Origin of the sequence: Nocardia sp. SYP-A9097 (genome assembly GCF_009649815.1) — a bacterium.
GTDB lineage: Bacteria > Actinomycetota > Actinomycetes > Mycobacteriales > Mycobacteriaceae > Nocardia.
In genome coordinates this window covers 25,230-45,145 of sequence record NZ_WJIC01000014.1, presented here as the reverse complement: position 1 = coordinate 45,145, position 19,916 = coordinate 25,230, and the positions used below count along the sequence as shown (strand labels likewise).

Annotated in this window: 17 protein-coding genes; 10 read left to right on the top strand and 7 right to left on the bottom strand. The window is 65.9% G+C overall.

Features of this window, described 5'->3' with window-relative positions:
* Positions 1-82: 82 nt before the first annotated feature.
* Entirely contained in the window at positions 83-1,651 is a 1,569-nt protein-coding gene (locus GFY24_RS25495) for a hypothetical protein (protein WP_153807636.1), read from the bottom strand.
* Positions 1,652-1,865: 214 nt separating this feature from the next.
* Here GFY24_RS25495 and GFY24_RS25490 point away from each other — a divergent pair, with 214 nt between their 5' ends.
* From GFY24_RS25490 to GFY24_RS25475, 4 genes are read left to right on the top strand one after another with little or no spacing between them, the layout of a single operon-like run.
* Entirely contained in the window at positions 1,866-2,879 is a 1,014-nt protein-coding gene (locus GFY24_RS25490) for a TIGR03617 family F420-dependent LLM class oxidoreductase (protein WP_153807635.1), read from the top strand.
* On the top strand, positions 2,876-3,688 hold the full coding sequence (locus tag GFY24_RS25485) for an enoyl-CoA hydratase/isomerase family protein (protein WP_153807634.1): 813 nt from the start codon (positions 2,876-2,878) through the stop codon (positions 3,686-3,688). Before GFY24_RS25490 ends, GFY24_RS25485 begins: the two co-directional genes overlap by 4 nt.
* The gene (locus GFY24_RS25480; protein WP_153807633.1) at positions 3,685-4,626 is read left to right on the top strand and encodes an SDR family oxidoreductase; all 942 of its coding nucleotides are present in this window, start codon (positions 3,685-3,687) and stop codon (positions 4,624-4,626) included. The genes GFY24_RS25485 and GFY24_RS25480 overlap by 4 nt, the downstream gene beginning before the upstream one ends.
* Before the next feature lie 51 nt (positions 4,627-4,677).
* Positions 4,678-6,912 carry an acyl-CoA dehydrogenase gene (locus tag GFY24_RS25475; protein ID WP_153807632.1) on the top strand — a complete coding sequence of 745 codons (2,235 nt, stop codon included), beginning with the start codon at positions 4,678-4,680 and terminating at the stop codon, positions 6,910-6,912.
* Positions 6,913-7,505: 593 nt separating this feature from the next.
* On the opposite strand, the gene GFY24_RS25470 is transcribed toward GFY24_RS25475, so the two are convergent.
* The 3 genes from GFY24_RS25470 to GFY24_RS25460 all read right to left on the bottom strand — a co-directional run bounded on the left by GFY24_RS25470 (position 7,506) and on the right by GFY24_RS25460 (position 10,033).
* Entirely contained in the window at positions 7,506-8,780 is a 1,275-nt protein-coding gene (locus GFY24_RS25470) for an FAD-dependent oxidoreductase (RefSeq protein ID WP_194853023.1), read from the bottom strand.
* Between the two features lie 104 nt (positions 8,781-8,884).
* The gene (locus tag GFY24_RS25465; protein WP_153807630.1) at positions 8,885-9,430 is read right to left on the bottom strand and encodes a TetR/AcrR family transcriptional regulator; all 546 of its coding nucleotides are present in this window, start codon (positions 9,428-9,430) and stop codon (positions 8,885-8,887) included.
* 69 nt (positions 9,431-9,499) lie between these two features.
* On the bottom strand, positions 9,500-10,033 hold the full coding sequence (locus GFY24_RS25460; RefSeq protein ID WP_153807629.1) for a phenolic acid decarboxylase: 534 nt from the start codon (positions 10,031-10,033) through the stop codon (positions 9,500-9,502).
* A gap of 186 nt (positions 10,034-10,219) precedes the next feature.
* On the opposite strand from GFY24_RS25460, the gene GFY24_RS25455 reads away from it, so the two are divergent.
* Positions 10,220-11,218 carry a porin PorA family protein gene (locus tag GFY24_RS25455; protein ID WP_194853022.1) on the top strand — a complete coding sequence of 333 codons (999 nt, stop codon included), beginning with the start codon at positions 10,220-10,222 and terminating at the stop codon, positions 11,216-11,218.
* Between the two features lie 104 nt (positions 11,219-11,322).
* On the opposite strand, the gene GFY24_RS25450 is transcribed toward GFY24_RS25455, so the two are convergent.
* Positions 11,323-12,570: a CdaR family transcriptional regulator gene (locus tag GFY24_RS25450; protein ID WP_153807627.1), complete on the bottom strand. Its 1,248-nt coding sequence runs from the start codon at positions 12,568-12,570 to the stop codon at positions 11,323-11,325.
* 195 nt (positions 12,571-12,765) lie between these two features.
* On the opposite strand from GFY24_RS25450, the gene GFY24_RS25445 reads away from it, so the two are divergent.
* The 3 genes from GFY24_RS25445 to GFY24_RS25435 all read left to right on the top strand — a co-directional run bounded on the left by GFY24_RS25445 (position 12,766) and on the right by GFY24_RS25435 (position 15,478).
* On the top strand, positions 12,766-13,677 hold the full coding sequence (locus tag GFY24_RS25445; RefSeq protein ID WP_194853021.1) for an SGNH/GDSL hydrolase family protein: 912 nt from the start codon (positions 12,766-12,768) through the stop codon (positions 13,675-13,677).
* A 31-nt stretch (positions 13,678-13,708) separates the two neighbouring features.
* The gene (locus tag GFY24_RS25440) at positions 13,709-14,602 is read left to right on the top strand and encodes a MurR/RpiR family transcriptional regulator (protein ID WP_153807625.1); all 894 of its coding nucleotides are present in this window, start codon (positions 13,709-13,711) and stop codon (positions 14,600-14,602) included.
* Between the two features lie 111 nt (positions 14,603-14,713).
* The gene (locus GFY24_RS25435) at positions 14,714-15,478 is read left to right on the top strand and encodes a tyrosine-protein phosphatase (RefSeq protein ID WP_153807624.1); all 765 of its coding nucleotides are present in this window, start codon (positions 14,714-14,716) and stop codon (positions 15,476-15,478) included.
* A 4-nt stretch (positions 15,479-15,482) separates the two neighbouring features.
* Here the strand turns inward: GFY24_RS25435 and GFY24_RS25430 are convergent, their stop codons facing one another.
* Positions 15,483-16,166 (bottom strand): HNH endonuclease family protein, encoded by a 684-nt coding sequence (locus GFY24_RS25430; protein ID WP_153807623.1) that lies wholly within the window; start codon positions 16,164-16,166, stop codon positions 15,483-15,485.
* A 257-nt stretch (positions 16,167-16,423) separates the two neighbouring features.
* Between GFY24_RS25430 and GFY24_RS25425 the strand changes: the two genes are divergently transcribed.
* Positions 16,424-18,247, top strand: coding sequence for an alkyl/aryl-sulfatase (locus tag GFY24_RS25425; protein WP_153807622.1), 1,824 nt, complete (start codon positions 16,424-16,426; stop codon positions 18,245-18,247).
* On the opposite strand, the gene GFY24_RS25420 is transcribed toward GFY24_RS25425, so the two are convergent.
* Positions 18,237-18,857, bottom strand: a complete 621-nt coding sequence (locus GFY24_RS25420; RefSeq protein WP_153807621.1) for a phosphoribosylanthranilate isomerase — start codon at positions 18,855-18,857, stop codon at positions 18,237-18,239. The genes GFY24_RS25425 and GFY24_RS25420 overlap by 11 nt on opposite strands.
* A gap of 134 nt (positions 18,858-18,991) precedes the next feature.
* On the opposite strand from GFY24_RS25420, the gene GFY24_RS25415 reads away from it, so the two are divergent.
* Entirely contained in the window at positions 18,992-19,822 is an 831-nt protein-coding gene (locus tag GFY24_RS25415) for an SDR family NAD(P)-dependent oxidoreductase (RefSeq protein WP_153807620.1), read from the top strand.
* Positions 19,823-19,916 lie beyond the last annotated feature (94 nt).

The following is a 19,916-nucleotide window of genomic DNA, read 5'->3' as shown; positions in this document are numbered from 1 at the left end:
ATTCGGGTTGAACACGGTGGAACTGGCGCCACCGTGTAGGAAGTCCCCGGGTGGGCGCGCGGCGCACCCGGGGACCTTCTGTTCAGGAACCGACGGTCGACCGCTGATTCGCGGGGGGTGAGTAGACATCCGGTGCCAATTCCAGTGTCAGGAAACCGTTGTCGGCGCACGAGGTCCACAGTTGCGACCCGCGCCACTGCGGTGCGGACATGCACCAGTCCGAGGACAGATCACCGAAGGCGACCTGGTCGCCGCGCGGTGCCAGGGCCTGGGTCTGATCGAACTCACCCTGAGCCTGGGCCTGCCCGATCGACGGCAGGCTGAGCAGTGGCAAGCCGATGATCGAGGCCAGCGCATGCGGAGAGTTCCACAGCTCGGCATTGTGCCCGGTGCGCGCGGGCGGGTTGTAGTACGCGATCTCACGCACGTGGAAGGGGTCGCGCACGTCGAAAACCCTGATGCCGGAGGCGATCCAGCCGCACGCCAGGGCTGTTGGATCGACCTCGCGATCGGCCGAGCAGTAGTGCGAGTCGTAGGAGAAGATGGACCCGCCCATACCGGAAGCGACCGCGGCGGTGCGGTTCTCGACCAGATTGATCTCCAGCTTGATCGAGTTCACCACCTTCGGATGACTGTCATCGGAGATGTCGAGCAGCTTCACGCCACCGGATCCGGCCTCGTCCGGGGTGAAGAGGTAGGGCTTGCCGCCGTAGCTGACGGGTATGGCGTGCTGGGTGGCCATACCGTCCGACCAGGTCAACTGGGAGACGATCGGTACCTGCGGGTCCGGATCGCGGCGCTGTACCGCGCTGATGTCCAGCACGCTCATCCCGCCCGCGTTGTTGGTCAGGTACATGCGATTGCCGTCATCGCTGAAACCCATGCCGTGCATGGAGTTTCCCGGCCAGCCCTGCCAAATCAGATGCGGCTGAGCCGGATCGGTGAGATCGATGGCGCTGACAATGCCCGGAATGGTGCCCGAGGACCAGTAGGTATTGCCGTCCGGGGAGAACCCGCCCTCATGACCGGTGAGCGGAACCGGCATCGAAAGGTCGGTGCCGGGGCCGGGATTGAGCAGTACCGGGTGTGCGCAGTCGGAGATGTCGTAGACCGAGATCAGGCCGTAGCCCGTCATCACGGGAACGCCGACCCCGACCAGCAGTTTGCGAGTCGGGTTGACCTTGAGGCTCTCCCAGGTCCCGGCCAGCATGGCGGGTTCGGTGAGCGTGGCGGTGGGCACCGGGTTCGCCGGATCGGAGACGTCGAGTACCTGCACGCCATTCGATGCTCCGATGAGGTCACCGGGGAAGAAGCTGCCCAGGTACACGCAGTGCTCGAAGTTGGTGGAGGTGATACCGCCGCCGCGCCCGGTGAACTGGCCGAGTCGAGTGATGTTGCAGCTGTAACCCTGCGTACTTCGTCCGCTGTCGCGGTCGGCGGCCGGTACATCGCCCTGGATTCCCGTTTCGGTGAGCGATCCGTCCGGGCAGTTCGCGCGTGGGACGGCGGTATCGGCAATGCCGTGCACTTCCTGCACGACGTCGGGGATGCCCATGGGTGGTTGAGCGAGGCCGGTGCCCATCGGCAGCAGTGCTGCGGTCGCGGCGACGGCCAGGAGACGCCGAATGCGGCGTGCTGGAATAGATCTCATGTGTAGCCCTCTGCGCTGAGGGCGCCTTCCTACGATGCTGCGGATACTTCGGACTTGCGGACGCCGCTTCCGCTTGTCACTTTGTTCGTCCGATGTTAGCCGGGTCTCGTTGCATAGTAACGGCGTGACCTGGGACACACCCCTATAACGTTACATGCTAGTATGTAATTGTGAGTAGAGATTCCATATCCCGTGACCCGATCGCCGAGGTCGAATGAAAGTCGATCTCCAACTGGACGCCGAGCCCGGCGAAACCAGTGCTCGGGCAGCGGAATTGGTGGCCTGCGGGACGGACGGGCTGTTCACCTTCGAAGGTGCGCACGACGCCTTCCTGCCGCTGGCGATCGCGGCGGGCGCGGTCCAGGCCGACCTGATGACGAATGTAGCCATCGCGTTGCCACGCAGTCCGCTGCATCTGGCGCACGCGGCCTACGACCTGCAACTGCTCAGCGGCGGCCGATTCCGGCTCGGGCTGGGCTCGCAGACCCGCCCGCACATCGAGAAGCGCTACGGCGGTGAATGGTCCAGGCCCGCCGCGCGCATGCGTGAATCCGTCGCCGCGGTGAAGGCCATCCTCGGCTCCTGGCAGTCCGGTGAACCGCTGCGCTTCGAGGGCGAATTCACCCGGCACACCCTCATGCCGCCCACCTTCAACCCCGGGCCGAATCCGTATGGGCCGCCGGAGATCTGCCTCGGCGCACTCGGACCGCTCATGACCCGGGTGGCCGCCGAGGTCGCCGATGGGCTCCTCGTCATGCCCTTCAACTCGGCCCGGCACTTCTATGAGCGCACCCGGCCCGCCATTGCCGAGGGTCTGGAACGCGCCGGTCGCGAACCCGCCGACCTGGCGATCTATCCACAGGTCGTGGTGGCCATGGGCCGGACACCGGCCGAACTGGACGCCGCCGCCGACGGGGCGCGGCGACTGCTCGCCTTCTACGGCTCGACGCCGGCCTACCGCCCGGTGCTCGAGGTGGAGGGCTGGGAAAAGCTGCAGCCGGAACTGAATACGCTCGCCAAAACCGGCCAGGTCGCCGCCATGGCGGAGCTCATCGACGATGGGATGCTCCGGACGCTCGCCGTGCACGGCACGCCCGAGGAGTGTGCCGCCGCGATCGTCGCCCGCTTCGGGGCCTATGCCGACCGAATCTGCTGCTACTTCCCCGGATACGACGTCTCCGCCCAGCATGTGACCGATCTGATCACCGCGCTGAAAGCCATCTCATGAGTGACCTGACTATCGAAATCGACAGCGGCGTAGCGGTTCTGACCCTGAACCGGCCCGAGCGCCGCAATGCCTTCACCAGTGCGATGGGCCGCGCCCTCGGGCAGGCATATCGTGAACTCGACGCCGACGACTCGGTGCGGGTGCTCGTGCTGACCGGTGCGGGCTCGGCGTTCTGCGCCGGCGCCGATCTGGGTGGCGGCGCGGATACCTTCGAAAAGCCGGAGAGCACCACGTTTTCCGCCTCACCGGTGAATCCCGCCCCCTTCGAATTGCGCAAACCGGTGATCGCCGCGGTCAACGGGCATGCCATCGGCATCGGCATGACCCTGGCCATGCAGGCCGATATTCGGATCGTCGCCGCGGACGCCCGCTACGCCATCCCGCAGGTGCGGCTCGGCGTCCTGCCCGATGCCATGTCGCACTGGACGGTCAGCCGGGTCGCGGGTATGGCGGTGGCGGCGGACATTCTGCTCTCCGGGCGGAAATTCGACGGCAATGAGGCGTGCCGGCTCGGCCTGGCCAGCCGGGCACTGCCTGCCGAAGAGGTACTTCCGGCCGCCTTGGAACAGGCCCGGGATATCGCGGTCAATGTCGCCCCCATGTCGGCGGCGCTGTGCAAAAGACTGCTGTGGGACACCGCGGTTCGCGGATATCAGCCCAGCCGCGTCGCCGAACTCGAGACCGAACTGCACCTGCGGGTGATGGGCAGTCCCGATGCGGCCGAAGGCGTACGCGCAATGCTGGAACATCGGGCACCGGTCTGGTCGACGCGGCTCTCGGAAGAATGGAAGGACCTTCCCGAATCATGATCCACCCCGACTTCGACGGAGCCACGCGAACCACCGAGGGGGTGCTGCGCACCATCGACCTCACGGGGCGCACGGCCCTGGTCACCGGTGCGACCAGTGGGCTCGGCGCGGAGACGGTTCGCGCCCTGGCATCCGCCGGCGCCACCGTCATACTCGCCGCCCGCGACTTCGATGCCGCGATCGACCTGGCTCGGCGTATTCGCGATCAGCACCCCAAGGCCGATCTGGATGTGATCGGCATGGACCTGACCGATCTCAACAGCGTGCGGACCGCGGCGGGTGTGCTCGCGCTGCGGCCCGAGGGGCTCGATCTGCTGATCAACAATGCCGGGGTGATGTACCCGCCGCTCACCCGGACCCCGGACGGCTTCGAATTGCAGTTCGCCACAAACCATCTCGGGCATTTCCTGCTCACCACCGAGCTGCTGCCGGTGCTGATCGCCACCGGTGAGCGGACCGGCGTCACCACCCGGGTGATCACGCTCTCCTCGGATGCGCACCGCGCCTACCCGGTCGACCTGGCGGACCCGCAGTTCTTCCAGCGCCCGTACGACAAGTTCATCGCGTACGGACAGTCGAAGGCGGCGAATGTGCTGATGACCGTCGAGTTGCAGCGCCGGATGCTGGGCAGGCCGGTCGCCGCGTACGCCGTGCACCCGGGCATCATCATTACCGGGTTGTCCCGCTACATGTCTCACGACGACTTCAAACACATGCGCACCCTCACCTCGCGCACGCCCGGCCGCCTGGCCAATCCGAAAGCGATCGACCAGGGCGCGGCGACCACGGTGTGGGCGGCCGTCGCACCCGAACTCGAACGGCGGCGCGGCGCGTACCTGTCCGACTGCGCCGTCAGCCGGGCCGCCCCGCATGCCACCGACCCGGAGACCGCGCAGCAGTTGTGGGAGCTGTCCACCAAGCTCACCGCCCTGCGCTGACGACGAGATCCCCTCCGGCGCTTGCCGATCCATGATTCAGGAGTAGTTCGAATGTCCCTTGCCGTAGACGCCGACCAGCGCGCGCTGGCGGAGTCCGTCGCCGCGTTCGCCCGTAAGACCGCGCCGCTGTCGCAGACCCGTGAGCAGCTGCACAACTACGCGGTCGGGAAGCTGCCCGCCGAAGTGTGGACCGCACTGTGTGATCAGGGTTTGCACGCGCTGCACCTGCCCGCCGCGTACGGCGGCGACGAATGCGGATTGGCAACGCTCGCGGTCGTTGTCGAGGAATTGAGCGCGGCGCTGTTCCCCGGGCCGTACCTGTCCACCGTGACCGCGAGCGCACTGGCCACGCTCGCGAAATCCGGTGCGGACGAACTGCTCGTGGACTTCGCCGCCGGTATGACCGGGGCCGTGATCGCCGGATCCGGTGTGCTGGCGTCCCGGACGCCGGAGGGCTGGACGGTGTCCGGCAAATCCGATCCGGCGCTCGGTCTGCCGGGTGCGCGGCGCGTGCTGGTTCGTGCCGATATCGCGGGCAATCCCGCCGCGCGCCTGTGGTTCTGGCTGTCCGCCGCCGACGCGAACGCCGCGTTCCAGGTGGTGACCGCCGAAGCCGTGGACCTGACCCGATCGGTCGGGCATGCCGAGTTCGATGCCTACCCGGTGCCGAACGACCGCGTCCTCGAAGGCGTCGACGCGGCGGCAGCGGAGTTGTGGACCATCGCGCTGGCGGCGGCCGAGGTGACCGGCGTCTGCACCTGGAGTGTGGACACCGCGGTCGAATACATCGGTGTGCGAAAACAATTCGGCCAGGCGATCGGCAGTTTCCAAGCCGTGCAACACAAAGCGGCGCTCATGCGAGTGCGTGCCGAGGTGACCACCGCCGCCACCTGGGATGCGGCCCGCGCCGAGACGCACACCGCCGATCAGCAGCGCCTGGCAACGGCACAGGCCGCGCTGACCGCGCTGCCCGCCGGGGCCGAACAGGCACTGGACTGCATATCCCTGCTCGGTGGAATCGGATTCACCTGGGAGCATGACGCGCACCTGTACTGGCGCCGGGCCCTGAGCCTGAGCACGGCCAACGGTAGTCCGGATCAGTGGGCACGCGAACTGGGGGAGCGGACGCTCACCGCCGAGCGCGACTTCTCGTTCATCACCCCGGAGACACAGTCCGACCTGCGCGTGACCGTGGGTGCCGTGCTCGATGCGGTGGCGGCCCTGCCGGACGACGAAGTCCCCTCCGCCGGTTGGGCTCCCGCGCGCGGCGGGGTGCGCCGGTCCCGGCTGGCCGCGGCCGGACTGGTCGCGCCGCACTACCCGCGCCCGCACGGCCTGGCGGCCGGACCGGCCGAACAGGCCGTCATCGCCGAGGAATTCGAGCGGCGCGGACTGGCACAGCCCGCACTCGGCATCGGCGGCTGGGTGCTGCCGACCATCATCGAACACGGCAGTCCCGCACAGCAGGAGCGCTTCGTCGCCGGCACCCTGCGCGGCGACATCATCTGGTGCCAGCTCTTCTCCGAACCCGGTGCGGGTTCGGATCTGGCCGGATTGTCCACCGCCGCACGCAAAGTCGACGGCGGTTGGCTGCTCACCGGTCAGAAGGTGTGGAACTCCCAAGCGCAGGAGGCGGATTGGGCCATCTGCCTGGCGCGCACCGATCCGGCCGCGCCGAAACACAAGGGCCTGACCTATTTCCTGATCGCCATGGACACCCCCGGCGTCGATGTGCGCCCGCTTCGTCAGGTCACCGGCATCTGGGAATTCAACGAGGTCTTCCTGGACGAGGTCTTCGTCCCCGACGATCAGGTCGTGGCCGCCCCCGGCGACGGCTGGCGCATTGCCGTCACCACCCTCGGCAATGAGCGACTCAGCATGGGCACGACCGCTTTCGGTCACGGCTCCAGCACGCTGGCCCGCCGCCTGCTCGACTCCGCTGATTACGCGGGCACCCGTGACGACGCCATTCGAGTGCTGGGCCGCAATACCGCGCTGGAATACTCGGTAGCCGCAATGAATCTGCGCAATGCGCTCGCGCACCTGAATGGCACCGCCGATTCCAATACCTCGGGCAACAGTATTCGCAAGGTTTGGCACGCCATTGCCCAGCGTGAGGCTTCCCGGGCATTGACGTCCATCGTCGGCCCCCGCGCCGCCCTCGGCCACCCCGAGCAGCCCTATACCTTCGACCTGCTGGGCCTGCCCGCGATTCTATTCGGTGGCGGCACAATAGAAATCCAACTGAATATCATCGCGCAGCGCATTCTGGGCCTGCCCCGATGAAGTAATAACGGATAACTTCCGATCCGCTCGCAGCCCATCGAGTCCCGCACGACTCGATGGGCTGCGCTGTTCGGGTACTAGCTGGAGCCGCCACCTCCGCCGCTGCTACCGCTACCGCCGCCCAACAGCGCCTGCAGAATCGAAAGCAGAATTTGTAGCGTAGAACCCGAGCCGGATCCGGACATGAGTAACTCCTCATTGGTGCAATTAAATTCGCACGCAAAAGATTTCCCTTTCACGTGGCCGGTTGATGTCCTTCTCGGAGAAATATCTCCCGGCCCGAACAGGATTGCATGAACTCAATTCGAACCGCAGTGATTCCGGTCCGATAACGATGTGGTCTGCATCACATGTGAAATGTAACAAATAATCGACCGTACATTCGCCGGATTACGAATCGCTGGATTCGGCAAATCGAGAAAAGGCAAAAATTCCGATCATAATGGCGATCGAGTAGAACTCTCTTGTGGTGGCACGACAAATTTCTGCCGCAAATTGTTACCCGGCAACAATTCCGAATGATTCAGCCAAGCCCGTTACGAGCGCCCCTCGGAAATCATCGCATATTCCGACCAGCGGTATCAGTCGAGCCCTCAGCCGAGCGCGTTGATCCGTTCGGCCTCGCGCCGGCCCGAGAGCAACGCGCCGTGCACGGTGGTGGCATCGGTGTCATGCGTCGCCTCGCCGGCGAAGAAGACTCGGTCGGCGATCGGGGCGGCGAGGGTGTCGCGGTCGGCCGGGACGGCGTCGACGCCGGGGTAGGAGTAGGAGCCGCGGGCGTAGGGATCGGTGGACCAGCGGGTTATCTTGTGGCCCACGGGATCCGGGATGTCGTCGCCGTACATGCGGCGCAGCGAGGCCATACCTTCGGCGATCGTCGCCGCGTCGTCCAGGGCTTCGATGCGGCGTGCCACCGAACCGCCGCGCAGGGCGACGATCACCGGCAGGCCGCTCACCTTGTGCAGTGGGAACCAGCCGGTGGCCGCCGTACGGTCCGGGCCGAACTCCATGATCCAGTCGGCGTCATCCCAGAATTGGTTGTCGAAGCGCAGGTACAGCTTGTTGTAGACGCCCATGCCCAGGGTGCGGACGGCACGCTGTTTGGTCTCGGGTAGTGGCGGATCGAAGGTGATCGCATCGGCCTTGAGTACACCCAGCGGCACGGTGACCAGGACTCGATCGGCGTGGAACGCGCCACGGTCGGTATCGACCCGAACTCCGTTGCCGGAGTAGCTGATATGGCCGACGACATGGCGCAGTCGCACGTCGAGACCGGCGGCGAGGCCGGTGGTGAGCTGATCGTAGCCGCCGGGGAACACCTCCTGATCGCCGCTGTGGATCTCATCGGTGTCCATGACCCACAGGGCGACCTGTTCGGCGTCGGCACCGGAGTCGTCCTGGGCGAACATGCGCATGATGTTCCGCATACGCTCGGCCGCATCGCCGGTCAGTGGCACCTGGCCCAGTGCCAGTTCGGTACCGGCCGCCATCGAGCGCTGCGCGAATTCCGGTTGTGCGGCAAGGTCTTCCATCGCGGTCTCGACGGCCGTCAGCTCGGATTCGAACTCGCGCAGGGCGGCCGGGTCCAGCCGCCGCCCGCCGCTGTACGCGGTGATGACGTCCTGATTGAGCACCACCGTGGGCAGCCCGAATTCATCGCGCAGTTCGGTGAGTGGATTGTCGTCGATGCCGTGAATCCAGGACGCGCCCAGATCCACCGGTGCGTCCGGCCAGCCGCGGTCGGTCCAGAGTCGTCCGCCCACGCGGTCGCGGGCCTCCAATACGGTGACCTGATGGCCCGCTCGGGCCAGATCGCGGGCCGCGGTGAGTCCGGCCATTCCGGCCCCGATCACCAGCACTGTCGACACGACTAATTCCTTCCGGTACATACTCAGCTCAAATGGGACAATCTTGTACCAAAAGTAGCGTGCATGTATCCAGAATGGCAATGACTCGAGTCACTCGACGCTGTTCAGCGGGTTTTGCCGGCGCCGCTCAGCATCATCGACACCAGGAATTCCGGGGCCTGGCGTGCACCCATCTGCTCGTCCAGCACCAGATACCAGGCGGTCTCGGACAGGCCGAACAGCGTGAAGGACAGCCAGCGCGGCGGCAGCTCGGCCCGCAGTATTCCCGCGCGCTGGCCGCGCGCGAAGAATTCGTCCAGCCGATGGATCAAATCGTCTGCGCGAGTGGTGTATTCGGGCTGGCGCAGTAGATGCGGCTCCACCGACAGCACGCCCCAGAATTGCGCGAGCGGCAGAAACCTGGTGGTCAGAGCGGTCAGCGCCGTCTCGAAAGGTGTATCGCCCAACTCGGCGGCATCGAGCGCCGCGGACGCCGCCGCGTACACCTGCTCGGACAGTGCCGTCATCAACGTCTCGCGGGTCGGGAACAGTCGCGTCAGTGTGGTCCGGCTGACCCCGGCGGCCTGGGCGATCACCTGCATGGACGCCCCCCGATCCCGGGCCAGGACGGGCGTCGCGGCAGCCAGAATCTGCTCTTTCATTGCGGACACCCGCTCATCCTAGGGTGACAGCGATGTCCCGCCTGGGACACATCTGCCCCAAAGATGGCGGGAGCCCGATCAATTCGCTCGATTGGCGTAATCCACCGACAGCTTGCGCGGGGGCCGGTCGATGACGGTGTCGTCGTCCGGCGGCCGGGATTCCAGGAAGGTGATCGCGCCGGTGGAGGCGACCAGTGTGAGCGGATAGGTCGGTCCGGCATCGCGGGCGGCGAGAATCTCGCCGAGGTGATCCTCGTAGCGCCCGAGCGTGTACTCGGGAAAGTCGAGCATCCACTGCGGATAGCAGATGGTCGTGTGCACCCGGCGCTCACTGAGCCAGGCGATAACCACGGTGCTGGTGCCGGTCGGTTCGACCCAGGCCAGCTTGTACATATCGCTCTGCAAATGCACGATCTTCGCCGTCTGATGCGTCGACCAGCGCCCGAACATCGGCCCGATCAGGCAGCGGAAGGCGACCGTCGTCGAATCGCGAACATACAGTTCGTATTTCCAGCCGTTCTCATACGCGTAGATCAGATGTTTGCCGACCAGTCCGGTCAGATCACCGGGTGGGGCCGGGGGTGAAGCGGCGGCGGAACGGTCGACACTCATGTGCGAATGCTATTACCGGCGCCCGTTCCCGGATGTGCGCGGGGTACGGCAGCACTGTGTGAGATGAACATCAGGGGGCGGGAACGCTGGTCGCCGGCACAGTGGTCCGGGCCGGGCGCGCTGGTGGACTGTGCGCACCGTTACATCGGGTATGCCTTCCCGATGACGGAGTTCCGAGAGGATCCGATGCGTCGCTCATCCGTCATTCTGCTCGCGGTCGGCATTGTGCTGATCGTGCTGGGCGCCGTCGCGCGCTTCGCGGTGACCCCGGCGGTCAGCAAGCTGCCCGCCGACACCGATATCGCGATCAAGTACAGCGGTACCGCGCACACCCTGCTCAATGCCCAAGCGCTGCAACAGGGTCAGGCCGACAAGGTCTTCGCCAAGGAGGTGCCGATCACCATCGACCGCACCGTCACCGTGCTCGAAAACCACGGGAATACCGCCGTGGTCAAGGACACCAGCACCATGGTCGCCGGGCAGACCAAACTGCCGACCGCGCGTACCTTCGCGGTGGACCGAAAGACCATGGAGGCCACCGCGCCTCCCGAGGGGGTGACTGTCGAACCGGCCTCCGGTATCGCCATCGGCTTCCCCATCGGGGCCGATCAGGACGATCATTACACGCTGTGGATCCCGAACCTGCAGGCCGCGGTGCCGGTGAAGTTCGCGCGCACCGACACGCGGCACGGCCGCGATGTGAATGTGTACACCGCCGCCGCCACGGGTGAGGTGAAGGACAAGGAGACCCTCGCGAGTTTCCCCGCCACATTGCCCAAGACGACAGCCGCCGCGCTGCTGGCCGCCCTGCCCGCGGAGACCGCCGCGAAATTCGGTGCGGCCTCGGCGGCACTGCCCGATCCGATTCCGCTGACCTACCTGTTCGAGACCACCGTCGAGACCTACGCCGATCAGCGGACCGGCGTCACCATCGATCAGCATCTCGTGCGCACCATCACCGCCGCTGTGCGCGCCGGTGACAAGACCATGCCGCTGACCCAGGTGCTCTCGGTCGAGGCCGATATCACCGATGATTCGCAGCGGGCGCAGGCCGACAAGGCCGCCGATTCCGCGAAGAAGCTCACCCTGGTGAGTGTGGTCGTGCCCGTCATCCTCGCGGTGCTGGGTGCGATCCTGTTGGTACTGGCGGTGATTCGCCGCCGTCCGGCTGTGCAGGAGCCGTGATGTGCGGGCACTTGCCGTCGTGAAGTCCGGCTCACTTCGGTAAGAGCCGGTTCCGGCGATCTCGAGAGAGTACGGGGGCTCTCGAGACGCTGGAACCGGCGTTTTCACGGTGTTGCCGGAGCGCCGCCGTGGATGCGATGCGCGCGCAGTGCGAGGTCGAATTCGGTGACCGTGTGCGGTGCGCCCAAACGTCTGCCGGTGAGCCGGGCGATCCGATTCAGCCGCAGCCGCACCGTATTCGGATGACAGAACAGCGCCGCCGCGGCCGCCGCGATATCGCCGTCGTGCTCGAACCAGGCGCGCAGCGTGGTCAGCAGGGTGTCGCGATCGTGCGCGGCGAGCGTCAGGATCGGCCCCAGCACCGTCGAGGTCAGCGCGGTGGCGACCTCCGGTGATCCGGCCAGCAATACGGGAATCAGCGCGGTCTCGTAGCGCTGCACCCGGGACAAGCCGGATTCCACTGCCGCGCAGGCCAATTCGGCCTGGCGCAGGCCCATCGGGAGCTCGGGCAGAGTGGCCGCGACCGAGCTCACACCGATACTGCCGGCGCCGCGCTCCCGTAACAGTCCGCAGAGCCGATCAATGGTGAAACGTGGTGTGAGCGAGACGATTCCGAGGTGGACATCCACCCGCAGCCGCCAGGCCGACGCCACCCCCAGTAGCGACAGGGCGGTATCGATACCGGGCAGTGCGTCCTGTGCCGCGTCATCGGTGGAGGCCGCGACCACCACGAATTCGCCCTGCGGTGGCAGCCCGAGCGTGCGAGCGCACTCCCACTGTCGTGCTCCGTCCACCCGGCCGGTGAGCAGTGCGTCCATGGCGGCGTCGTGCGCCCGGGCGTCCCGGCGCACCTGCTCGGTCACGGCCTGCTGGTAACCGATGGTGAGCGTCTGCGAGTACTGGTCGGTGAGCCGCCAGATCTCCGACGCCACGGTCAGCAACTCCTCCTTCGCCACCGCATCGCTGCCCGCCTCCGCCAGCAGTTCGTCCCAGATCAATTCACCGCCGAGGCGATAGGCGCGCAGTACCGAGGGGAGTGGAACGCCCGTCTGAGCGCGCCGATTCCCGGTCTCGCGGGGGGCCGTGGTTTCGAGCGCGCCCTGACCGGACATATACCTCAACACCGCACCCAGATTGGTGTGATTGCTGCGCCACAGCTCCTCGGAGCTGACCAAACCCGCACTGCCGTAGAACGATTCGGCCTGCTCTATCTGCCCGGTGAGGCGATCGGTGATACCGTCCAGCCGGCGCAGCAAGGCGGCGCTCGCGCGGGCCACGAAGCTGTCGGGCGGGTTCCATACGGTGGTGCTGCCCTGTGTGAAATCTGTAGGGGCGCTGTGAATCTCGGCCATCAACCGGGAGCATAAACGGGCTGCTCCGATTGGTGGGGCGGTGCGGCGTAATTGTGGCGGCAGCACAAATCGGCACGCCCGCGTTGTGACGCCGCGACAAGAGAAACTGTGTCCTGGGTCACTACCGTTGAAGGTGTTCGAGTTCCAGCGGGATTCGATCGGTCGGCAATGACGCCAACCTGGAAGGACAGCGCCATGAAGTTTGCGCGAAACGGCCGGCGAATCGGGCTGGCCCTCACCGCCCTTGCGATGTGCACCACCACGGTCGCCTGGGCTGACGATCGGGAGCCCGCCTCCCGCTACCAGGAGTATGTGGCACTGGGCGATTCGTGGGCGGCGGACGCGACATCGGATTCGAGCCGGATGAGTACCCAATTCCGTCCGTCCGGATGTGCGCAAAGCGCCAGCAATTACGCGAAACTGGTGGCCGCGGCGCTCGCGGTGCCGACGTTCCGGGATGTGTCCTGCGGCGGCGCGGTGACCGGCGATATGGTCGGCCCGCAAACGGGACCGCAGGCGCTGGCGGGTTTCATTCCACCGCAGTTCGACGCGCTGACTCCTACGACCGACCTGGTGACGGTATTGATCGGCGGCAATGACGCCGACCTGGCCCGTACGGTCTTCGCCTGCCTGACCCTGGACGCCACGGCCACTCCGTGCCTGAATTCGCAGGCACCCAATGGGGACGACCATATGTCCACCGCGATCGCCGCCGCCGAGCCGAAGGTGGCCGCGGTGGTCCGTGATATCCGGGACCGCGCGCCACACGCGCGGATTCTGCTGCTGAACTACTTCAAGATCCAGGGTACCGACGGCGGCTGCTTTCCGGCCGTGCCCATCTCGCCCGCGGATTCGATCTGGCTGGGCAACAAGCTGATCGAGTTGAACGCGATGCTCGCCCGGGTGGCGTCGGCCACCGGTGTCGAACTCGTGGACACGTATGCCACCAGCGATGGGCATGACGCCTGCCAAGCGCCGGGGGTGCGCTGGGGTGAGGGTCTGGTCCCGTTCGGAAGCAGTCCGGTCGGTCTGGCCACCCCATTCCATCCGAATCAGCTCGGTGCGAATCATCAAGCCGACAGCATTCTGGCCACCCTCGGGTACTGAGCCCGTCGTGCCGGGGTGATACACACGACCTATGGGCACCACGCAGAGCGACCCGCCGATCGGCGGCACCCTCGGCATTGTTCGTTCACTGCTGCCGTCGCTGATCCCCAGCGAGCAGCGGGTCGCGGTGCAGTTCGTCGAGCATCCGGACGAGGTGGCACTGTTGTCGGCCGCGGATGTGGCAGCTCGGGCCGGGACATCGCCCGCGACGGTGATCCGGACCTGTAAGAGCCTCGGGTTCAAGGGTTTTCAGCACCTGCGCATGCTGTTGATCCGGGACTCGGGGGTAGGGCGAGCACGTAATCCGCAATTGGACGCGGCGGCGAGCCGGGAATGGGTCCCGGCTTACTTCGAGGCATCGGTGCAACAGCTATCCGATGCGCTGGGAGCGCTCGACTACGCGGAATTCGATACGGCCGCAATGGCTGTTGCCCGGGCGCGGCGGGTCTTGATCGTCGGCAATGGCGGATCCGGGCCCGCCGCGCAGGCGTTGGCGCTGCTGTTGGTGACCGGGGGGCGAGGCTGTGAGGCTCCGCCCGACGCGGTGATTCAGCAGCTCAGTGCGCGTGCGCTGACCGCGGATGATGTGGTGATCGGGATCAGCAGCACCGGCGAGAATTCGGTCACGGTGAGTTCGGTGGCGGCGGCGCGGTCCTCGGGAGCCACGATTATCGCGATCAGCGGGTACGCGCGGTCGCGGTTATGCGCGCAGAGCGATGTGGTGCTGGTCGCGGGCGTTGGGCAGCCGCGCGCCGACGTGTATACCGCCGTCGCCGGGCAGGCGGTGCAGTTGCTGCTGCTGTCGGCCTTGAGCGCGGCGGTCTCGCGGGCTACCGGTGCCGCGCCGGCGGAGGTGTTCGATCAACTCATGGATCTGGTGAGTGAGGGTGAGGCGCAGGTGAATCCGCCGGACTGCCCGGAGTGAGCCGTCTTGTCGGCGGCTGTTCACCTACCGCATTACGGTGGCTCTGTATCGTCATTCCATAGAATCAGTTGATCGCGGAATTTCGTTTCAAGAGGTAGTGAGGGGCACGGCATGCACGCCGACGTCGAACAGCGTCACATTCCGATCGAAGGCACCTACAACTTCCGCGATACCGGCGGCTATCGCGCCGGCGCCGGAACTACCCGCACGGGTGTGCTGTACCGCTCCGACGCACTGCACAATCTCACCGACGCGGGCGTCGAGGCGCTGCGCGAACGCGAGATCGGCACCGTGATTGATCTGCGCACCGTGGAAGAGCGCACCAAATCACCCAACCGGGTCGGCGAACTGCCGGTTACCGATGTGCACGCGCCGATCTTCGAATCCACCGGCGGCTCCAACACCATGGGAATCGAACTCGGCCTGGACGTGATCTACAACTTCTTCGTCGACGATCGTGGTGAATTCCTGGCGCGGGCGATCGGACTCATTGCCGCCGCCTCGGGTCCGGTGGTGGTGCACTGCACCGCCGGTAAGGACCGCACCGGCATGGTGATCGCGCTGGCACTGTCGGCGGCCGGGGTCGGCGACGACGATGTGATCGCCAATTACGCTGCCTCGCAACAGTACTTGTACGGCGAATGGGCCGATCAGGCCATGAGCCGATTGGCGGCGCACGGCATCGAACCCACCGAGACCGCCCGCCTGTTCCTGGCCGGCACCCCGCCGGAGTTGATGGTGCACAGCCTCGACCGGATTCGGCAGGGCTGGGGTTCGGTGCCGGAGTACCTCACCGCGCACGGCCTCGAAGTTGACGAATTGGCGGCGCTCACAGCACTTCTCGTCACCGGCGACCCGGTCGATGCCGCCGTCTGAACGGCTATCCGCAGCTGCCGAGCACGGTCTGCATGGCATCGTGCTCGGCCGCGGTAATCCATAGGCTGTAAGCGGTTTTCACCGCGACCTGCCGCTCGACATAGGTGCAGCGATACCCCTTTTCCGGCGGCAGCCAGTTCGCCGCGTCCTGGTCGCCTTTCTGCTCGTTCGCGGGTCCGTCCACGGCCTGCAGATTGAGCGGATCATTGGCCAGATCCTGCCTGCGTGCGGCCGAAAGCTGTTGTGCCCCGGTCTGCCAGGCGTTACCGAGCGCCACCATGTGATCGATCTGCACCACCGTGCTCTTCGGCCCGCGCTGGAAGGCGATGGTCTTGCCGGTGTACACATCGTGCAGGGTGCCGGACTGGATGGTGCAGCCGCTCGCCGGCGAGAGGCCGGTGAGGTCGCGGCGCAGAATATCGTCGCGGGTATCGCAATTGTTGTGCCCGCCAGGATCATTGTTGTCATCGGTCCAGGCCGGCCCGAATTGATCTCGGCTGTAACCGGCCATGGACACGGGTCCCTTGATCGGCAAGGCGCTCAACTCTTTTCGCGCCTGGTCGAGACTCACTCCGGCGGTGGTAGCACCGTTCCCGGCATTCGAGGTGGCATTCGGCACACTGGCCTTACATCCGGCCAGGATGGGAATGAGCAAGGCGCACAACCCGATTGCCAGCAAACTCTTCATCAGGTTGTCCTTCGATACGACGCCGACCGTGCCGACCTCAATGAAAGCAGATCCGCTCCGTGTCGACCAGTGCGCTTGACGCCCGCGCGTGGCGTGATCGCTCCGACTCGCGCACCGCCGGAACATGCCACTGCCGGGTTTCCAGGGCCGATCGACCGCGGTGATAGCGTGAAGTTTGCTGAAGCCGAGTTCGCCTCGACTTCGGGTCGAGTTTCACGATCTGGCAATGGCTTTCATTCCTGGAACAGGACGGTGTCATGACCGAGCTGAATTACGACGATCGGACAGACTTCGACGATGCGGAGCGGGGCTTCATCGCCGCCCTCGAACCCGCGGTTATCAAGGATGCGGGCGGCACCGTCGTCTGGGATGGCGAATCGTACGCCTTCCTCGACGGGGACTGTCCCGAGACCGCGAATCCGAGCCTGTGGCGGCAGGGGCAGCTGGCCGATAAGCAGGGTCTTTTCCAGGTCGCAGAGCGTGTCTACCAAGTCCGCAATCTGGACCTGTCGAATATGACGCTCGTCGAGGGCGATACGGGTGTCATCGTCATCGATCCGCTGATCTCGGCGGAGACGGCGGCCGCGGCGTTCGCGCTGTACACCGCGCATCGCGGCGATCGGCCGGTGACCGGGCTCATCTATACCCATTCGCACGGTGACCACTTCGGCGGCGCGCGCGGCGTCCTCCCGCATGGTCACGCCCCGGTGCCGATTCTCGCCCCCGCCGGATTCCTCGAGCACGCGGTGAGCGAAAACGTCTATGCGGGAACGGCGATGACCCGCCGCGCGGCTTTCATGTACGGCGCGAGTCTGCCCAAGGGCCCGGCCGCCCAGATCGGCTGCGGTCTCGGCATGACCACCTCCACCGGCACCATTACCCTCATTCCGCCGACCGTGGACATCACCCACACCGGCCAGGAGGAGACCGTCGACGGGGTGCGCATCGTCTTCCAGCTCACCCCGGGTACGGAAGCGCCCGCGGAGATGAACTTCCTCTTCCCGGAGCTGCGCACACTGTGTATGGCGGAGAACGCCACCCACAATATGCACAATGTGCTCACCCTGCGTGGCGCGCTGGTGCGTGACTCGCGCATCTGGGCGCGTTATCTGGACGAGGCCATCGCACTGTTCGCGGACAAGATCGACGTCTCGTTCGCCTCGCACCACTGGCCGGTGTGGGGACGTGATGCCTTCGTGGAATTGCTTGCGGGACAACGCGATATGTATGCGTACATGCATGATCAGACCCTGCGCCTGACCAATCAGGGATTCACCGGTCCCGAGATCGCCGAACAGCTCGAATTACCGCCCGCCCTGGACCAGAAGTGGTTCAACCGTGGCTATTACGGCTCGCTGAGCCACAATGTGAAGGCCATCTACCAGCGCTATATGGGCTGGTTCGACGGCAATCCCGCACACCTGTGGGAGCATCCGCCGGTCGACACCGCCCAGCGCTACGTGGCCGACTACGGTGGCGTCGACGCCGTGATCGCCAAGGCGAAAGCCTATGCGGCAGAGGGCGATCTGAGATTCGCGGTCACCCTGCTCAATCACGCCGTCTACGCCGCGCCGGACAGCACGCCCGCCAAACAGGCGCTGGCCGATATCTACGACAAACTCGGCTGGGGCGCGGAGAACGGCCCGTGGCGCAACTTCTTCCTCACCGGCGCGATGGAATTGCGTAATGGTGTGTCGCACAACGAGATCGACACCGCCAACCCGGAGATGGCCTCCGCCCTCACCGCGGACATGATCATCGATTCCATGGCGGTCCGAGTCGACGGGCCGCGCGCGGTGGCGAGCGGCGGCTTTATCATGGACTGGCAGCTCACCGACACCGGCGACCATCTGCGCCTCACCCTCTCCAATGGCGCGCTCACCCACCGCGCCGCCACCCTCGAGGCCCCGCACAGCGGAGCCGCCGACCTCACCCTGACTCTCACCAAACCGCAATTGCTGGGTGTACTCGCGGGTCAGGGCCTGGACGGTGTCACGGTGGCGGGCGACCCGAAGATTCTGTCAACCCTCGCCGGTCTGCTGGACACCCCGAACCCGGATTTCAATATCGTCACGCCCTGACGCGAGTCACTCCCGGTGGTGTGGACCTTGCCGCGGTGACGAATTCGCGCATCAGCCGATGATCCTTGACGCCGCGACTGGACTCCACACCACTGGATACATCCACACCCCACGGCCGGGCAGCGGCAATCGCCTCGGCCACGTTCGCCGGTGACAGCCCACCCGCGAGCAACCACTGCCCGGTCGGCGGGGTTCGTTCGAGCGCGGCCAGATCCCAGCGCTCCCCGGACCCCGCGACGGTGGAATCGAGCAGCAGCCACTCCTCGCCGAAAGCGCCGGTGCGCACATCGGTTTCGGCGGTCAGCGAGGTGGCCCGCAGCAGCCTGAGTCCGGCCACTTCGTCGAAGGCCGAACGTGGGTAGGCACCGTGCAGCTGTAGCGCGTCCACGCCCGCCGCCTCAGCCAGTTCACCGGCTTCGGTCGATGAAATCCCGTGTACCACACCGACTGTCAGCACATGTGCGGGAACACCCGCGAGCAGTTTCCGCACCGTGTCGACAGAGATCTGCCGTGGGCTCGCGGTGAATACGAATCCGACCGCATCGGCCCCGGCCGCGACGGCGGTGGCCACATCCTCCTCGGTCCGCAGACCGCACAGCTTCACGAACATAGTCGAACCCTAGGTCACGTTGAATCAGCCCGGCGTCGCGGCGCACCACCCCCGTCAAGGCACTGTCACACTGACCGGTGACGCTGTTTCGCGCTCTGATACACCGTCGTCGCACTCTGAAAGGAAACCTCTTCATGGGAACTCTGGATGGCAAGGTCGCCATTGTCTCCGGCTCCGGTCGCGGAATCGGCCGCGAGATCGCGCTCAAGCTCGCCTCGGAGGGGGCGAAGGTGGTGGTCAACGATCTCGACGCCGAACCGGCCAAACAGACCCTCGCCGCGATCGAAGCCGCTGGTGGACAGGCTGTTTCATGCGTCGGCAGCGTGACCGAGGAGGGCTTCGCCGAGCGTTTCGTACAGACCGCCGTCGACGAGTTCGGCGGTCTCGACATTATTATCAACAATGCCGGATACACCTGGGATTCGGTGATCCAGAAGATGACCGACGAGCAGTGGGACGCCATTCTCGACGTGCACCTCAAGGCCCCGTTCCGGATTCTGCGCGCCGCACAGCCGGTCATCTCGGCGGCGGTCAAGAAGGCCAAGGAAGCGGGGGAACCGGTGCCGTGCCGCAAGGTCGTCAATATCTCCTCGCTCGCGGGCACCGGAGGCAATGCGGGACAGGCGAACTACTCCTCCGGTAAGGCGGGCATTCTCGGCCTGACCCGGACCATCGCCAAGGAGTGGGGCCGCTACAACGTCACCGTCAACGCGGTCGCGTTCGGTGTGATCAAGACCCGGCTCACCGAAGCCCCCGCAGGCACCGGCGGCACCATCGATATGCAGGGCAAAGAGATCAAGGTCGGCGTCAACCCGAACCTGCTGACCGCCATGGAGCAGATGATCCCGCTCGGCCGCTCCGGCACGCCCGCCGAGGCCGCCGGTGCGGTTTACCTGCTCTGCCTGCCGGAATCCGATTACGTCAGCGCACAGACCCTCATCTGCGGCGGCGGCTTCAATATGTAGGACGGCGCTGGTTCGTGCCGGTGGGCGGATGCGGTAAATACTGGACAACCGCCCGCCGGCGGCGCGAGGCGACCGAAATGTCGGGGGAATTGGG

Coding starts and splice junctions, on each gene's coding strand:
- GFY24_RS25440 (WP_153807625.1), top strand. CDS start 13,709: ATGGGCACCACGCAGAGCGACCCGCCGATCGGCGGCACCCTCGGCATT.
- GFY24_RS25495 (WP_153807636.1), bottom strand. CDS start 1,651: ATGAGATCTATTCCAGCACGCCGCATTCGGCGTCTCCTGGCCGTCGCC.
- GFY24_RS25420 (WP_153807621.1), bottom strand. CDS start 18,857: ATGTTCGTGAAGCTGTGCGGTCTGCGGACCGAGGAGGATGTGGCCACC.
- GFY24_RS25475 (WP_153807632.1), top strand. CDS start 4,678: ATGTCCCTTGCCGTAGACGCCGACCAGCGCGCGCTGGCGGAGTCCGTC.
- GFY24_RS25460 (WP_153807629.1), bottom strand. CDS start 10,033: ATGAGTGTCGACCGTTCCGCCGCCGCTTCACCCCCGGCCCCACCCGGT.
- GFY24_RS25485 (WP_153807634.1), top strand. CDS start 2,876: ATGAGTGACCTGACTATCGAAATCGACAGCGGCGTAGCGGTTCTGACC.
- GFY24_RS25455 (WP_194853022.1), top strand. CDS start 10,220: ATGCGTCGCTCATCCGTCATTCTGCTCGCGGTCGGCATTGTGCTGATC.
- GFY24_RS25430 (WP_153807623.1), bottom strand. CDS start 16,166: ATGAAGAGTTTGCTGGCAATCGGGTTGTGCGCCTTGCTCATTCCCATC.
- GFY24_RS25445 (WP_194853021.1), top strand. CDS start 12,766: ATGAAGTTTGCGCGAAACGGCCGGCGAATCGGGCTGGCCCTCACCGCC.
- GFY24_RS25450 (WP_153807627.1), bottom strand. CDS start 12,570: ATGGCCGAGATTCACAGCGCCCCTACAGATTTCACACAGGGCAGCACC.
- GFY24_RS25415 (WP_153807620.1), top strand. CDS start 18,992: ATGGGAACTCTGGATGGCAAGGTCGCCATTGTCTCCGGCTCCGGTCGC.
- GFY24_RS25480 (WP_153807633.1), top strand. CDS start 3,685: ATGATCCACCCCGACTTCGACGGAGCCACGCGAACCACCGAGGGGGTG.
- GFY24_RS25435 (WP_153807624.1), top strand. CDS start 14,714: ATGCACGCCGACGTCGAACAGCGTCACATTCCGATCGAAGGCACCTAC.
- GFY24_RS25490 (WP_153807635.1), top strand. CDS start 1,866: ATGAAAGTCGATCTCCAACTGGACGCCGAGCCCGGCGAAACCAGTGCT.
- GFY24_RS25425 (WP_153807622.1), top strand. CDS start 16,424: ATGACCGAGCTGAATTACGACGATCGGACAGACTTCGACGATGCGGAG.